Annotated in this window: 12 protein-coding genes and 2 tRNA genes; 6 read left to right on the top strand and 8 right to left on the bottom strand. The window is 40.6% G+C overall.

Annotated features, from left to right (window positions below):
* Positions 1-51 precede the first annotated feature (51 nt).
* Genes gldF through DES35_RS07765 form a run of 3 tightly spaced genes read left to right on the top strand, consistent with a single transcriptional unit; the run spans position 52 to position 3,304 of the window.
* A complete protein-coding gene (gldF, locus tag DES35_RS07775; protein ID WP_037358293.1) occupies positions 52-786 on the top strand; it encodes a gliding motility-associated ABC transporter permease subunit GldF in 735 nt (244 codons plus the stop codon).
* 5 nt (positions 787-791) lie between these two features.
* On the top strand, positions 792-2,507 hold the full coding sequence (gene gldG, locus DES35_RS07770; RefSeq protein ID WP_084180143.1) for a gliding motility-associated ABC transporter substrate-binding protein GldG: 1,716 nt from the start codon (positions 792-794) through the stop codon (positions 2,505-2,507).
* A 5-nt stretch (positions 2,508-2,512) separates the two neighbouring features.
* Positions 2,513-3,304: an SDR family oxidoreductase gene (locus tag DES35_RS07765; RefSeq protein ID WP_037358288.1), complete on the top strand. Its 792-nt coding sequence runs from the start codon at positions 2,513-2,515 to the stop codon at positions 3,302-3,304.
* A gap of 75 nt (positions 3,305-3,379) precedes the next feature.
* Here the strand turns inward: DES35_RS07765 and DES35_RS07760 are convergent, their stop codons facing one another.
* The 4 genes from DES35_RS07760 to DES35_RS07745 all read right to left on the bottom strand — a co-directional run bounded on the left by DES35_RS07760 (position 3,380) and on the right by DES35_RS07745 (position 8,406).
* Positions 3,380-5,404, bottom strand: coding sequence for a T9SS type A sorting domain-containing protein (locus DES35_RS07760; protein ID WP_114366277.1), 2,025 nt, complete (start codon positions 5,402-5,404; stop codon positions 3,380-3,382).
* A 129-nt stretch (positions 5,405-5,533) separates the two neighbouring features.
* On the bottom strand, positions 5,534-6,730 hold the full coding sequence (locus tag DES35_RS07755) for a TlpA family protein disulfide reductase (RefSeq protein WP_051889278.1): 1,197 nt from the start codon (positions 6,728-6,730) through the stop codon (positions 5,534-5,536).
* A 12-nt stretch (positions 6,731-6,742) separates the two neighbouring features.
* Complete coding sequence (gene gatB, locus DES35_RS07750; RefSeq protein WP_037358282.1) at positions 6,743-8,191, bottom strand: Asp-tRNA(Asn)/Glu-tRNA(Gln) amidotransferase subunit GatB; 1,449 nt, start codon at positions 8,189-8,191, stop codon at positions 6,743-6,745.
* A 133-nt stretch (positions 8,192-8,324) separates the two neighbouring features.
* Positions 8,325-8,406 (bottom strand) — tRNA-Leu (locus DES35_RS07745).
* A gap of 120 nt (positions 8,407-8,526) precedes the next feature.
* Here DES35_RS07745 and DES35_RS07740 point away from each other — a divergent pair.
* From DES35_RS07740 to DES35_RS07730, 3 genes are all read left to right on the top strand, one after another.
* On the top strand, positions 8,527-9,243 hold the full coding sequence (locus tag DES35_RS07740) for a T9SS type A sorting domain-containing protein (RefSeq protein ID WP_160171972.1): 717 nt from the start codon (positions 8,527-8,529) through the stop codon (positions 9,241-9,243).
* Positions 9,244-9,370: 127 nt separating this feature from the next.
* Positions 9,371-10,939, top strand: coding sequence for an endonuclease (locus DES35_RS07735; protein WP_084180141.1), 1,569 nt, complete (start codon positions 9,371-9,373; stop codon positions 10,937-10,939).
* Positions 10,940-10,965: 26 nt separating this feature from the next.
* Complete coding sequence (locus tag DES35_RS07730; RefSeq protein ID WP_051889276.1) at positions 10,966-11,367, top strand: DUF2141 domain-containing protein; 402 nt, start codon at positions 10,966-10,968, stop codon at positions 11,365-11,367.
* A 1,015-nt stretch (positions 11,368-12,382) separates the two neighbouring features.
* Here DES35_RS07730 and DES35_RS07720 read toward each other — a convergent pair.
* The 4 genes from DES35_RS07720 to crtD all read right to left on the bottom strand — a co-directional run bounded on the left by DES35_RS07720 (position 12,383) and on the right by crtD (position 15,171).
* Positions 12,383-12,464: transfer RNA gene (locus DES35_RS07720), tRNA-Leu, on the bottom strand.
* A gap of 45 nt (positions 12,465-12,509) precedes the next feature.
* The gene (locus DES35_RS07715; protein WP_037358272.1) at positions 12,510-12,992 is read right to left on the bottom strand and encodes a sterol desaturase family protein; all 483 of its coding nucleotides are present in this window, start codon (positions 12,990-12,992) and stop codon (positions 12,510-12,512) included.
* The gene (locus DES35_RS07710; protein WP_051889275.1) at positions 12,989-13,681 is read right to left on the bottom strand and encodes a carotenoid biosynthesis protein; all 693 of its coding nucleotides are present in this window, start codon (positions 13,679-13,681) and stop codon (positions 12,989-12,991) included. Before DES35_RS07710 ends, DES35_RS07715 begins: the two co-directional genes overlap by 4 nt.
* Before the next feature lie 11 nt (positions 13,682-13,692).
* The gene (gene crtD, locus DES35_RS07705; RefSeq protein ID WP_037358270.1) at positions 13,693-15,171 is read right to left on the bottom strand and encodes a 1-hydroxycarotenoid 3,4-desaturase CrtD; all 1,479 of its coding nucleotides are present in this window, start codon (positions 15,169-15,171) and stop codon (positions 13,693-13,695) included.
* Between the last annotated feature and the right edge of the window lie 30 nt (positions 15,172-15,201).

The raw sequence follows: 15,201 nt of genomic DNA, 5'->3' as shown, positions 1-15,201 counted from the left end.
TCCAGCATTCTCTTAAACCTACATTTGTAACCTGCTATCAAGTGATTTCAAATGTGGAGTTTATATAAAAAAGAAATAAGAAGCTTTTTCAGTTCTCTGACGGCCTATCTTACTATCATCACTTTCCTCGTGCTCACGGGTTTGTTTCTTTTTGTTTTTCCGGGAGGGTTGAATGTATTAACTATGGGCTATGCCGGACTTGACAGTCTATTTATCATAGCACCATGGGTCTTTCTGTTTTTGATCCCGGCCATCACCATGAGGATGTTTTCAGATGAAATTCGACATGGTACCATTGAGCTACTGCTGACCCGTCCGCTCTCAGAATGGCATCTGGTGTTAGGTAAATATCTGGCTTCCCTCACATTGGTGGTGTTATCTCTATTGCCTTCATTGCTCTATGTCGCGACAATCTATATGTTGGGCGATCCGCCCGGAAATTTCGATACCGGTGCCACTATTGGCTCTTATATTGGTTTGCTACTCCTGGGTGCCAGCTACGCAGCACTTGGACTGATTGCATCGGCACTAACGGAAAATTCAATTGTGTCCTTTCTAGTAGGTGTTTTTTTGTGTTTTTTCTTTTTTTACATCACGGACCAGATTGCCTCTTTGAGTATAATGGGAAAAACAGGATTGCTCCTCAGCCAATTCAGCATCAGCGAACATTACAACAGCATCAGTCGGGGAGTTATTGACAGCAGAGATGTGACCTACTTTGCAAGTCTTGTTCTATTTTCATTAGCTGCTACAAGGTTGATTCTAATCGTCAGAAGATATCAGTGATTCAGATGAATAAACTAAAGGAGGAATATTTAAACTTTCTGATTTTAACCGGTGCTATTGCACTTGTGTATATAACTGTACACATGGCGGGTGTATTTCGATTGGATCTTACAGCAGAAAAGCGATACAGCCTCTCGCCAGTGACCAAGGAGCTGCTCAATGAGGTAAAAGAACCAATGATATTTACGCTTTACTTGGAAGGCGACTTGCCTTCGGGCTTCAGAAAGCTGCAGCGCGAAGTAAGACAAATCATTCAGGAATTCAGAGCCTACAACAAAAACATCCAATTTCGTATCGAAGACCCTTCAGCCGTAGGTGATAGAAAGGCCATTCGCGATTTTCAGGAGCAACTTGTTTTTAAAGGTCTTTCGCCGGTTCAAGTGGAGGTAAATGAAGGCAATCAGGTTCAGTTTTTACAATTGTTTCCAGGCATTATCGCTACTTACGGAGAAAGGGAATCGGCCATTCAGCTTTTGAGCACCTATCTGAATATCTCTCCTGAAAACCAGATCAACATAGCCATACAAAACCTGGAATACAACCTGGCAAATGGTATCAGAAAGCTCGTTCAAAAATTTAGTCCTTCAATAGCATTTCTAGAAGGTCACGACGAATTGCTTCCCGGCAAGGTAGCCGATATCTCAAGGGCATTGTCCGAACATTATACAGTGACGCGATTCAACATCCGGCAGTTTGAAAAAGATACGGCCACCGGTGATGTCAGCATTATAAAACAGATGCAAAGGATGAGCAACTTCGATTGCATCGTGGTGGCTAAACCACAGAAACCTTTTACCGATCTGGATATTTTTCTAATGGACCAATTTATTATGAACGGCGGTAAGGTGGTATGGCTCATTGATGCAGTAGCTGCCGATATGGATTCGCTTAGCAAAGCCTCTGAGTTTATGGCATATCCTATTTTAGACGAGTTACGACTTGGAAATATGTTTTTCAGATATGGATTTCGAATTAACACAAACCTTGTTCAAGATCGCAAAGCTGCCTGGGTCAGCGATATGCGCTCAGTAAGGAGATGGATTTACTTTCCACTTATTGATCCACTGGTCTTTCACCCGATTACTAAGGATTTGAACTCTGTAAAACTTGAATTCGCCTCCACGATTGACACTGTACTTTCGCCTGAAGTGTTGAAAACTCCTCTTCTGAAAACCTCAGATGCCACGCGTACAGTAGCAACTCCTCATATTGTGCGATTAGCACACCTCTACAACTACCCTGGAAAAGAACCTTACCCCAAAAAATTTCTGACCGTGGGTCTGTTGCTTGAAGGAACCTTCACCTCCTACTTCAAAAATCAGATTGTACCAAAAGATGAAAACGGCCGCCAGATCCCTTTCAGAATTGAAAGTATTCCTACCCAACAGGTTGTAATAGCCGATGGTGATGTAATTAAAAATCAACTAAATATAGTAAATCCAAACCTGCAAAAAGGAACTCCTCTGCCACTGGGATTTGACCAGTTTACAGGCATACAATATGGCAACAAGGATTTGATGCTCAATATTTTTGATTACCTCCTCGACGAAAAGGGTTTGATCGCTTTACGAAACAGAGAATTTAAACTCAGACTTTTAAAAATGAGCAAAGTGAATGACGAAATTTGGTTTTGGAGACTGCTAAACACTGCGGTGCCTGTGCTACTGGTCATGATCAGTGGAATTCTGTACACACACTTTAGAAAGAAAAAATACACCTGACTACTATGGAAATTGATCTTTCACCATTTAGGGCTCTTGTCGGTGGAAGCACGGCAGGTATTGGTCTTGCGATTGCCCGGCAACTTGCGCTTTCAGGAGCCGAAGTAGTGCTGCTGGCAAGAGATGCCATCAAATGTGAAAATGTGCTTTTCACTTTATCCACGGATTACGGTCAGATCCACGATTATATTGTGGCTGACCAATCAAATCCGGAACAACTTAGCGAGCGATTGCACGATTATCTGAGCACTACCAACAATCCCTTTCACATAGTGATTAACAATACCGGAGGGCCAGCTCCCGGACCACTTCACAAAGCCAACAGTAATGAATTATCCGGAGCATTCAATCAGCACATCATAGCTTCACACCTCATCATGCAAGCCTGCTTGCCAGGAATGATGGAAGCAGGATATGGCCGGATTATCAATATTATTTCTACTTCAGTAAAGGCCCCTCTGCCTAATCTTGGAGTGTCAAACACCATCCGAGCTGCGATGGCAAACTGGTCAAAAACATTGGCCAACGAGCTCGCTTCCTACGGAATTACAGTAAACAATATTCTTCCAGGTGCTACAGACACCGACAGGCTAAAGAACATTATTTCTACCAAGGCTTCCCATTTAAAGCTCACCTACGATGCTGTGGCCGATGAGATGAAATCTGAGATACCAGCTGGGCGATTCGGTCTACCGGAGGAGATTGCCAACGCAGCGGTATTTCTCGCCTCTCCGCTGGCTTCATATATCAACGGGATTAATCTGCCTGTAGATGGAGGGCGAACCCCATCGCTTTAAAAAACAAGCAGCAACAAACCCATAAAAAAAGCTGGCCGTACATTAGCCAGCTTTTCTCATTTTGATTTTAGAGTTTTAGATTTTCTGAAACTTCTTCCTTACAATCTCCTTATCATCTGAAATCTCCACAATGTACATGCCTGATGGGAGCACATCGACATCAATCTGGATGCGATTGTCTGTAGGTTCAGCACCAGACAATACTACTTGACCATTGATATTCAGTATTTTCCAGGTGATACGCCCGGAAGTATTCAGCAGATTTCCCTCAATAGAAATTTTGTCTCTTGTAGGATTGGGGTATATGTAAAGAAGGCTGTTTTCGTGTTCATCGACACCCACCCCTGATATAGTAGCTTGAGTGCTTTGGAGCACCTGTTTGGTGGAGGTATTTTGAAGCCATACTACTACTCTGAGATTGTTAAAGTTTTCAACAGTGTGATTGGTGGCGTGATTCACTGGTTGAGTGGCATTGGGAGGCAAAATGTAAGTTCCGTTAAACGTGTAGGAGAACGTAAAGTTTTGAGTCGTCCCTGCATTTAGGTTGCTAATCACCTGGCCCGCAGAAGGAGTCATAAATTTTTTGAAAATATCGTAAAAGACAGTTTCTCCATTGGTTTTGACATTTTGAGTGGTTTGGGTTTCTTTAATGGCTACAAAAAGTCTTACATTGCCGGTAATGTCGGCCACAGGCTGAACGGCTATCTGAGCGTTCACGGTCTGGCCGGCGATGTTGCTTGTAGCACTCAGATTTACAAACGACGGAACAGCTCTGAACTGATCAATAATGGCTTGTGTAGCAAGTCCTGCATGTTGGTCCCAACCTCCGTCGATTTGCATACGTGGGACGCTATTGACTCCGTAAAATGTTCTGCGGTCTCCGGCTTCCTGTGTGTAATAGGGGTCACCGGTACCCGGCCAGCTCATTTGGTATTTAATTATAGTAAAATGATTGGCAGGCTGTTGATCCATAAGTGCTTTGAAGCTTGCATTTGCTGGTGCACAGGGGGCGCAGGTTGATGAAGAAAATACTTCCATCAGCGGCCGTCGCTGTGCAATAGCCGGAACAACATTGATCACTTTGGTGATTGTATCATTTGCATTGTTTTGGTCGGATTGATCGTTGATACCGCTAAGCCACATTTTTACTGTGTAGTTGGCAGGACTACCTGGATTCCACGGTGTAGGGTGGTTGATTGTCACAATTGTTTGCGATGAAATATTGAGGTTGGAAAGAGTGGCTGACACCACAGGGTTATTGTTGATGCGGTAGTTTACTGTGGCTTTAGTGATGGTAGAAGTGCCGAGGTTGGCAAACTGTGCACTCAGTGTAAAGGGTGCTTGTGGCAGTGCCAGGATGTCAGCATTGTTGATGGATACCCCGGCTGCATCGATGGAGGGCTGGGTACCATAAATAAATGTATAATACTCATTGTCTTCTGGTGAAGGATTGGTAGTAGCTTTTGACAGCAGGTTGGGAGATGGTGCCACCATGATGGCAGTGGTGGAGTTGATTTGTAACCCGACTGAAAACTGAACCGATGGATTTACATTTCGCTGGTCCACGACATAAATTCGATTGGTCGTCTCTTCTAAAACAATGCTCCAATAGGTCCAGTTGGATGCTGCTGTATTGCTGTAGGACGAAAAGAAAATCCAATGCTGCCTGTTTGGAGCAGAGCCAAATGTTTTTGTTACAATTTTGTCATTTGCTTCCAGTGAGCTGATACCGGTAATACACACCGAATTGTCCGGCACCCCGGAATGCGGAAGAGTCAAACGTCCATAAGCTGGTACTGATATAGCCGAAGTATCAAAAGTTAAAATACCTGAGGTACTGACTTTGTAATGCGTGACTGGAGTTCCATTAAACGAAAAGGTAAACGGTATCGCTCTAATCGAACTCCACTGTGGTGCTGAGGGGGCATTTCCATCGTGAATGATCGTCCAACCCGTTGCCAGTCCCCCACCGACCGGGTATTCCAAATCAGTATTTAAGTTTCCGGGATTTCCCTTTTGCAAGCCAATTACATAATAGTATTGTGCATTAAGTACTATTGAGGTTGCAACACAGGCACAAAAAAAGTATAATTTTCTCATAGTGACACATTTGAAACAAAGGTATAAATATTTTTAAATTTTTAAGACTGATATAAAAATATACTTGGCATACTGAAAATAAAAAATCCCGTTTAAAAACGGGATTTTATCTCTTTATCGCAGCTAGGGCTAGAGCAATCTCATCACAATTGCATCAATCATATCAACGGGTGGATTGACTGCAGCAATATTTCCGTTTTTGTCCACCAGGATGGTGTAAGGTATGTTTTCAATTCCAAATTCGTTTACAATGTTCGAATTCCAGCCCATCAGTTCACTTACATGATACGGCCAATTGAGCTGGTCGTCCTTAATCGCATTTTGCCAGGCATCTCTTGGAGATGGTTGGTTGGGTAGGCCATCCAGCGATACACTGTACACGGTAAATCCCTTGTCTTTGTATTTGTTGTACAAGGTTACAATTTTCGGATTATTCATCCGGCAGGGGCGGCACCAGGCGGCCCAAAAGTCTACCAATACTACCTTCCCCTTTAGTGAAGAAAGTTTGATGATTTCTCCCTGATCGTTGGCCAGAGCAATGTCAGGCATAGGATTACCCTCTTTTATTCTGGCAGCGTTTTCTTTTCTTTTGCGTTCTACTTCCAGGGCTTCCTTGATTTTCATGTTTCTATTGGCAAAAAAGATGGTATGCATATTATTTGGATGCTTTTTTCTGAGCCCTTCTTCTACTTTTTCAAATAGTTCGAACTTATCTACCGGGCTGACTAAAGGAAGCTGTCCGAGACTTTGGTAAAATGCAAAAATCACAGGAAGACGGTTATAATATTTTTCAATAATGGAATAGAGTGCTTCCTGATGCTCTTTTACTCTTTTTTCATAGGCAGCATCGAGTTCAGTCCTTATTTCATTGTTGTATGTGCCATTGCTTTCAGCCTTGGATAGCTCTGACTCAAGGCTATCGATCAGTGCAAAAGAGATGAAATTTTCCTTATTGATTTTATTGAGAATTTCTACTCCTTCAGATCCGGATATTTCATCGCTGTCATAGTCAGCGGTTGCATCTGCCTTTATGGTAATGTAATCACCAGGCTCCAGATACAGGGGTATTCTCTTACCCTGAAGTAGATCAAGTACATAAAATCCCGGTTCAGAAAGTTTTATCTTATAACTAAGTCTTCCGGACGAGGGCACATCTAAAGAATCAATTGTGATGGCTTGTACAGTATCAGCCATTAAGATAGCAATTCTTTTGGTATTTTGTAAGTCCATGTTCAAAACTGCCTGTTCTTTGGGTGAAAACAGGCTACAAGAGGCAAATGCCGCGCTTACCAGAACAATTTGGAAAAAAGTGTTTTTTACGTTCATTTGAATGTTAATTTATTGATTTAAAAGATTTTGCAATATAGTTGAAGCCATTTTCGGGTCGGCTTTTCCGCCAGTTTTTTTCATCAGTTCGCCCATAAAAAGGCCCAAAAGTCCTTTTTTACCGGCTTTGTATTGTTCTACTTTATCTGGCATTGAATCGAGTATCTCTTTTGCTGTCTCCAAAATGAAATTTTCATCTCTTTCCTGAATCAGATTGTAATCTCTGGCAATTTGTTCAGGGCTTAGATGTGGATACTCTATGAGCAGTGGGAGGATTCTGGTTTGAGCCATTGTGTGGCTTACCAGGCCTTTGTCGACTAGATCAATAAGTTCGGTAAGAACTTGAGGTACTACAGGAAAATCGTTGATCGCAATACCCTTTTCATTCAGATACGACTTCACCGGTCCTAGCAAGTAATTTGCAATATTTTTATAGCTGCTGCTTTGATTGGCTGCCTGCAGATAATACTGAGCCAGCTCCTTGTTTTCACAGATTTGAAGAGCGTCGTATTCGGATAAGTTGTGTTCTTTAGTCAATTTTTCTTTAATCTCCCACGGAAGAGCAGGCATAGCTTTTTTCACCTGTTCGATATATTCTTCTGAAATGACCAAGGGAGCCAGGTCAGGTTCGGTGAAATACCGATAGTCGTGAGCATCTTCCTTAGTTCTCATTATCAGGGTAGTATCACTGACTGGGTCATAGGTCCTGGTCTCCTGTTCGATCTGCTGTCCACTTTCCAAGAGTTCTACCTGCCTGACAATTTCATGATCAATTGCTTTCTGAACATTTCTGAAGGAATTCATGTTCTTAATTTCCACTTTGGTACCAAATCCATTCGCTCCTTGTTTTCTTACAGAGATATTTACGTCACATCTCAAAGAGCCTTCTTCCATATTGCCATCGGAAATATCCAGATATCTGACCAGTTTGCGCATTTCTGATAGATAGTTGTATGCTTCCTGCCCGTTGCGAAAGTCAGGTTTGCTGACGATTTCAAGCAATGGTGTGCCAGCGCGGTTTAGATCAATGAGGGTGTAGAAGGGATCAAGATCGTGAATGCTCTTACCGGAGTCTTCCTCGATATGAATTCGAGTTAGTCCAATTTCTTTATCATTTCCCTCAGCATCTTTAATCATAATGAACCCACCGGTACAAATAGGTGTGTCGTATTGCGAGATTTGATATCCTTTCGGCAGATCTGCATAAAAGTAGTTTTTACGGGCAAATTTGTTATACTTCGTAATATGAGCACCGCATGCAAGACCTAACCGCACTGCATATTCTATAACTGCTTCGTTTAGTACTGGCAATGTACCCGGATGACCAAGACTTATCGGATTTACCTGGGTATTGGGCTTTGCCCCAAAACTGATCGGATCTGCCGAAAACGCTTTGCTTTTTGTTTTTAATTGTACATGTATTTCCAGGCCTATTACAGCCTCATATCCCTTATAGATCATTTGATAGATTAGGAAAATTCATGGGCAAAGATAGAAGTTTATACTTGTGAAGCAGGATGACTGAAGTCTGGTGACCTATTAATAAAAATATAATAAAAGCCACCGAAGTGGGTGGCTTTTTTTAAGTATTAAGTACCTGAGGCCGGAATCGAACCGGCACACCTTGCGGTACACGATTTTGAGTCGTGCGCGTCTACCAGTTCCGCCACTCAGGCGTACTTGCGGCCGCAAAAATAAAACGTTGCAGAATTCCAGAAGCGGATTTTTTTCATCTCTATCAACTGGTAATAGTTTTATACTTTTGTTGAATGATATTCCTAACTTATATCCTACGAATGAAGCAGTTATTATTTTTTTATTTATCATGTACATGTATAATAGCATCTATGGGCCAATCGCTTCAGATTGTATCTTTCGATACTATAGTACAAGGAAATGCATTTACCAGCGATGACATATATGGAAAGGCAGCTATAAAAAACAACTCCGCTACTGCCAAAGTAGTAAAAGTGAAAAGACATTACGATGCGTCCAACCCATTGATTGACAGCAATGCCATCTGTTGGGGATTCTGCTTTGAAACGACCGTCGATATAAGCCCTATGGGAATATCGATAGCACCAGGTTCCACCAACTCCATTGATTTTTCCGGGCATGTATATCCGGATAAAGATGGAATCGCTCGTGCCGGACAAATTATGTACACGTTTTTTGTGGATGAGAACCCACAGGATTCTGTTTCTATTCTCATTACCTTTGAGGTGAGTCCCACATTCAGCATTGCAAAATATCAAAATCTTAACAGGACTCTATCCATATATCCGAATCCAGGAAAAAACTGGGTAGAGCTCTCTATGGAGATTAATGCCAATGAGTCTGCCATAATTTCTTTTGCGGATATCACCGGGCGAATAGTAAAATCTACGGTCCTTCAGTCAGGAGAATCGCTACACAGACTAAACATTTCGGATCTGAAAGCAGGTATTTACTTATACACCGTAAGCATCAATCATGCTGTAGTAGCAACCAGACGTCTTGTTGTAAAAAAATGATTTTTACCGATTTGTTACAGACAGTATTTACAGCATTTGAAAATAGCTCAAGTATTAAGTAGATATAAAGCTTGTCCTTATTCACAACACCATTTTAAAAAATTTAACATCATAAACCACCAATACTTTGAATAAAGTTCTCAACTGTTTGATAATACTTTGTATAGGAGTTAATCACATACTTTTTGGTCAACACCTGGTTCTTACTACAGACTCCATCTGGTTCACACCTACTGAATATGGTGATACTACTACAGCAGTTCTTCAAATCACAAATCCAGGCACCGAGCCTGTACTTGTAACTTCAATTCAATTGGGGAAAGCATACAACGACAATTCATTTGGACTTCTGTCAGCACCATTAGTATTTTACCCGGGAATTCAACAGCTAATCGTTAATTTCCACCCTCAAAACGACATTTATTATCGTGTCCCTTTGATTATCAATACACAAAATGCAGGAGGGGATTATTGTATTCTGCTATGCGGTCAGGGAAAATTTGCAAGCCCAATTTCACAGTTTACTGAAAATAAAACCGGACAGATTCTCAAACAAAGCGTAAAAAATTATTTAATCAATCATACAAATCTTGGTTATAATGGGGCCAGAGATTTGATGTATAGTAAATGCGACAACATCAATACCTATGTGACTTGTCTGTACACTGCTCGAAAAGCTCAGTTTAATTCAAGGACCGGTGCCAATGCCAACAATTTCAACGCTGAACATGTTTTTCCTCAGAGCTTTTTCAATTCGAATGAACCGATGCGCAGTGATGTACATCACCTTTACAGTACTGATGAAACTGCCAATAATATCAGAGCCAACTATCCTTATGGTGTTGTAAGTGGAAGTCCTTCCTGGCAAAACAATGGCTCAAAATACTTAAACGGCATCTTTGAACCCAGAGATTCGGCCAAAGGAAAAGTGGCTAGATCGTTATTGTACTTTGTCTGGCGATATCAGGATTACAACAGCTTCGTTGCACAGCAGGAAAATCTCTTATTGGCCTGGCATTATCAATTTCTTCCCGATCCTATAGATCTTCGACGCGATAGCATTATTGCACATCATCAAGGCAAATCCAATGTACTTGTAAGGTATCCTTACATTCTTAACAGAATCAACTCATTGACAGGACAAGCAGATTTTCCAGCTAGTACCAATTTCAGTTGGTCTTCTGACACAATTTACACCAAATCATCTCACACTGAAGTGTATTTGGCAATCTGGAATCAAGGCCACTACACCCTTCATGTTGATACCGTATGGTCAGATACTCCATTGCTCAGCCAGATATCTATTGACCAGTCTAATATCAGTGCTTTTTCTGCATCAAGGTGTACACTTTCTCTTCCCCAAAACCTGGCATCAGGCCTATACAGCATCAATGCTAAATCAGGCGCCATAGTGAAAAAAGTCTACATCAATCACTCTAACACTCTCAACATTCTCGATATACATTTTTCACCAGATATTGAAATTTATCCTAATCCAGCTATGGAAGTTCTTACCATCAAAAGTTCTTTGCAATTAAGAGACCTAAATATCTATACTCTAACTGGAATTAAGGTGCTCAGCCAGCCTTTTTCTGAACAAGTAAATCTACAAAAGCTATCTTCAGGAACCTATATTTTGACTATTACAGATAATTTTGGCAACCAATTTGCAAAAAAAATTAGTGTTGTCAGGTAGGTTAACTTGGGTGTCAAATTATAAAAATGAAATTATTACAAACGTTTATACTTTTTATTGGTTTTCAATTTATTAGTGCTCAAATTCTCATAGTTGAATTTGATGTACAAAGTCAAAAAGACAATGGAAAGGTATTCCTACGATTAAAGAACGACCAGAACGAAATAGTGCGTGAATCTATTATTCCGGTTGAAAACAAAAAAGCGACCATTCGATTTACCGATTTAAGTGCAGGATCTTATTCAGTGGAAGCTTTTCACGACCAGAATAACAACGGAAAACTCGACACCAACCCCTTTGGTATTCCAAAAGAACCTTACGGATTTTCGAATAATGTAAGGGGTAATTTTGGCCCTCCTGATTTTGAATTAACTTTATTTCAGGTATCAGGAATGACAGCCACGAAAATCAAGATTGTACTCAGATAGATGAGGATGAAAGAGTCAGAGCTTTCTCTACCTTTTCTTGTTTTTACTCCTATCAAACAATACTTCTTAAGAAATTGAATAATTAAAGATTAGGGGAAAGCCGCTTCTACCAATAAATCCATATCTGAATGTTTTACCATCGTTGATTAAACCATAGCCCGCTCCAACGTTGAGATCAATTAAAATGACATCGTCGAAAATAATTTGATCCCCATAAAACAGTAAAAATCCAATTCCTCTTACAAATTTCCTGTCCTTATACTGAGTCAGCCCATTGATGGAGTCCCAATTATACACATCTTCAGCATACGAATGTGAGGTAAATACAATACTTGGTCTAATATAAGACCCGGATAGTAAATGATACCTTCTGACATTCTTATTAATTAAAGGCGGGGGATTTGCATGAATTTTATTCCACCACCAACATATAGTCCCCTTGGTTGTTCATCTCTGCTGATAATATCGGTATTAAACCCTGCTCCCGGTATTCCTGCCCAAACTTCCCAACTTCGATTCGGAGCTAAACTTAGTTCATACCCTAACCTCCATATTGTTATAAATAGGCGCTAAAAAATCAAATTTTACTGCCTTTGTATTTTGACCGTAGAAATATTCCCTGGCAACAAGGGATTGATTTTCAAAATTGTCAAAGGTTAGTCTTGTGCCATCCTCCATGGCTATTTCAAGTATTTTATATTATTCTATTGTAAATACCACCCCATCTTCAGACACCGGATAATTTTTAAACCGAATGATTTCACTTCCAACTTCGGTAATTTTAAACTTGATATAGCTCTAATCTTTAAGATGGTTGTAATCTTGTGCGTACATCTGAATAGAATACGCCAATACAATTAGCGGTAAATTTATTCGAAAATTCATTTCTAAAAAATATGTTAAACATATAGCTAAATTTCTTTTAAAATATAGTTTTCATGTTTTTTTAACTCTAAATTTCTATAACTACTTCAAACAAGGTAAAAAAAAAAGCTGCCAAAGGCAGCTCCAGGTGTACCGAAGGTGGGACTCGAACCCACACGGATTGCTCCACACGCCCCTGAAACGTGCGTGTCTACCAATTCCACCACTTCGGCGTTTTAGGGGTGCAAAAATAGCATTTTGCAATTCAAATCAAAATCTTAAATCAGACCGATCCCTTTACGCTTTCTGAATTCAGCCTCTTCGCGGATGTACTTGGGATGTATAATGAGCATTCCATAACTCTCTCCCGGATTTTTGACCAGATGTTTATGATGCATCTTGTGAGCACGAAGAATGGCCGCAAAATACAGGTTTTTCGAGGGCTTTATCCACTTAAATCGCTGATGAATATACACTTCATGTACGATAAAGTATGCTATTCCATAAATAGCGATGCCCACTCCAACACTTACAGCCCAATAGTTGGAATACATCATGCCAAGCATTATACACAGCCAGGATGGAATAGCAAAAATCAGAAAAAAGGCATCGTTCTTTTCGAAAAATCCGGGTTCTTTGACGTGATGATCTTTGTGTAAAAACCACAATGGCCCGTGCATCAAATACTTGTGAGCTGCCCATGCCACATATTCCATAGCTATAAACGTAACAAGGACCACTGCTATGTATGCGAAAATCATAAAATTAAATTTTGTAACACAAAAAACAATACAAAGATAACAACCACCCAAAATGCCTTCCGGGTCACTTTTAATGAGTTAAAGAATACATAATTCACCATAAACATTATGAACCCAACAGTAAACCACCCCAGGTAGTTTTCAGCCGGTGGATTTATGAATTTCCACTCCCAAAAACCAAGATAAATAGCCACCGGCTCAATTAGAATATCAATTCCTGTAATCAAGAGCGCTCCAAAAAGAGCTTTGCCTAATTTTGGAATTTTTACCAAATTGAGTATATACACAATTCCTGAAAACAAGATAAACCAATTTAAACCAATTATTACCGGTGTGCCCATTATTTTAGGCCCGAGGACAGTTCCATACGAGTATGATCCAAATGGAAAGCCAGTATTGACCCCAAGCATCTCTACCAAAAACCCGAGTGAGAAAATACTAAAAAACAACAAAAACACTTTGCCTGCTCCCCCTTGATAACTTCTGTAGGCCACTATAGCAGCAATGATCAATGTAAGAGGCGTAAGTGGTAAAAAAATATCTCTGAGTACAGGAATCTGAAAGGCAAATATTGCCCATGCATGCATAGCTATCACCAAAATCAGCAAATAGCTGTCTAACTCCATGTAGACCGCTCTGGCTTTAGACATTAAGCTGGCATCTCCATTTTTTTGAATATCCGAATGCATTCTTTTTTAAATTATCTGTTTTGAATTAAATCCGAAACGATCGAAGCCGAGAGCAAACATAGAGGAATACCTCCACCAGGGTGCACACTACCACCACAAAAGTAAAGATTTTTAATGCTTTGGTTAAAGTTAGGATGGCGCGCAAAAGCTGAAAACATATCATTGCTGCTTGCTCCATATAGGCTGCCCTGGTATGAAAATGTTTTTTGCTCAATGCTTCGGGGGTCCAGAATTCCTTCAGCTTCAATCAATGGTTCAATGTCTTGCCCAAGGTTATGTTTTAATTTTTTTAATACGTTTTCTCTTGTTTTTTGAATCAAATCATCCCAGTTCTGCCCCGTATTACCGGGCACATTAACCATCACAAACCAATTGTCGCATCCTTCAGGAGCATCGGCCGTATTCCACCGGGAAGTAATGTTTATGTACACCGTAGGATCATGATAAACCGATTTTTGATGAAAGATGTGGTCAAATTCACTTTTGTAGTCGTTGGAAAAGAATATGTTGTGCATATCCAGCTGAGCAAATCTCTTTTTGATGCCCCAGTAAAATATCAACGCACTGCTGCTTCTGGGATAGTTGAGTACTTTTAAAGGCTGGGGGGTATCCGACAAGAGGTACTTGTAAGTGGGTACCACATCCATGTTAGAAATTACAATTTCGTAAGGTTTATCGTCACCATCGACGACCACTCCAGAAACTTTGTTGCTGTTATGAAGTATTTTGGTCACCTGGCTTTGAAAGTAAAAATCTACACCAAGATCTATTGCACCCTGATAAAGTGCCTGAGTGATGGCATGCATCCCTCCTGTAGGGAAGAATGTCCCCACATTGTGCTCAAAATGTGGTATGATATGCATGATGCCGGGTGTCTGATAGGGATTGGAACCGTTATATGTGGCAAATCGATCAAACAACTGAACAAGCTTTGGATGTCCAAGCCACTGCTCGTTGACCTCATGCAGTGATTTTACAATCTGATATTTAGGAAAATAAGCTATTGCCTTCAAAGTGTCGATCGACAACCACGTGCTCCATTTGTGCAATGATTTTTCTAAGAAAATTCTTCCAGTTTTTTCATAGGTGAAAGCCGCATTTTTGAGATAATTTTTTACTGTCTGGCCTTTGACACCGAGCGTATGCTCTATTGCCTGTGCAAAATCTTCCAATTTCCCTGAAGCAGGAAGAAAAGTACCATCATCCCAGAAATAATGACACGCCACCGGATGTTTTACATAAGAAAAATACCTACTGATATCCAGCCCCGCAGCCTGGAAAGTATTTTCCAAATATTGGGGCATGGTAAACAAAGATGGCCCTGCATCAAAGCGGTACTTTCCGATGGTAAGCTCACTGAGCTTGCCTCCGGGATAGTTGTTTTTTTCATACACATGTACGCGATACCCTTTTCCAGCCAATCTCATGGCTACTGCCAGGCCGGCAACTCCGGCACCTATTACCGCAACCGAGTTTTTAGAAGATCTCACGACGTGTAATACAAATGGTTAAAGGATAGG

The sequence above is a fragment of the Schleiferia thermophila genome (assembly GCF_003337435.1).
Lineage (GTDB): Bacteria > Bacteroidota > Bacteroidia > Flavobacteriales > Schleiferiaceae > Schleiferia > Schleiferia thermophila.
This window is presented reverse-complemented; position numbering and strand designations above follow the sequence as displayed.

What these genes read in the sequence shown, in the direction of transcription:
- DES35_RS07710 (WP_051889275.1), bottom strand. Translation starts at nt 13,681, where the DNA reads ATGCATTCGGATATTCAAAAAAATGGAGATGCCAGCTTAATGTCTAAA.
- DES35_RS07755 (WP_051889278.1), bottom strand. Translation starts at nt 6,730, where the DNA reads ATGAACGTAAAAAACACTTTTTTCCAAATTGTTCTGGTAAGCGCGGCA.
- DES35_RS07730 (WP_051889276.1), top strand. Translation starts at nt 10,966, where the DNA reads ATGAAATTATTACAAACGTTTATACTTTTTATTGGTTTTCAATTTATT.
- DES35_RS07760 (WP_114366277.1), bottom strand. Translation starts at nt 5,404, where the DNA reads ATGAGAAAATTATACTTTTTTTGTGCCTGTGTTGCAACCTCAATAGTA.
- DES35_RS07740 (WP_160171972.1), top strand. Translation starts at nt 8,527, where the DNA reads ATGAAGCAGTTATTATTTTTTTATTTATCATGTACATGTATAATAGCA.
- gatB (WP_037358282.1), bottom strand. Translation starts at nt 8,191, where the DNA reads ATGATCTATAAGGGATATGAGGCTGTAATAGGCCTGGAAATACATGTA.
- DES35_RS07715 (WP_037358272.1), bottom strand. Translation starts at nt 12,992, where the DNA reads ATGATTTTCGCATACATAGCAGTGGTCCTTGTTACGTTTATAGCTATG.
- DES35_RS07765 (WP_037358288.1), top strand. Translation starts at nt 2,513, where the DNA reads ATGGAAATTGATCTTTCACCATTTAGGGCTCTTGTCGGTGGAAGCACG.
- gldG (WP_084180143.1), top strand. Translation starts at nt 792, where the DNA reads ATGAATAAACTAAAGGAGGAATATTTAAACTTTCTGATTTTAACCGGT.
- gldF (WP_037358293.1), top strand. Translation starts at nt 52, where the DNA reads ATGTGGAGTTTATATAAAAAAGAAATAAGAAGCTTTTTCAGTTCTCTG.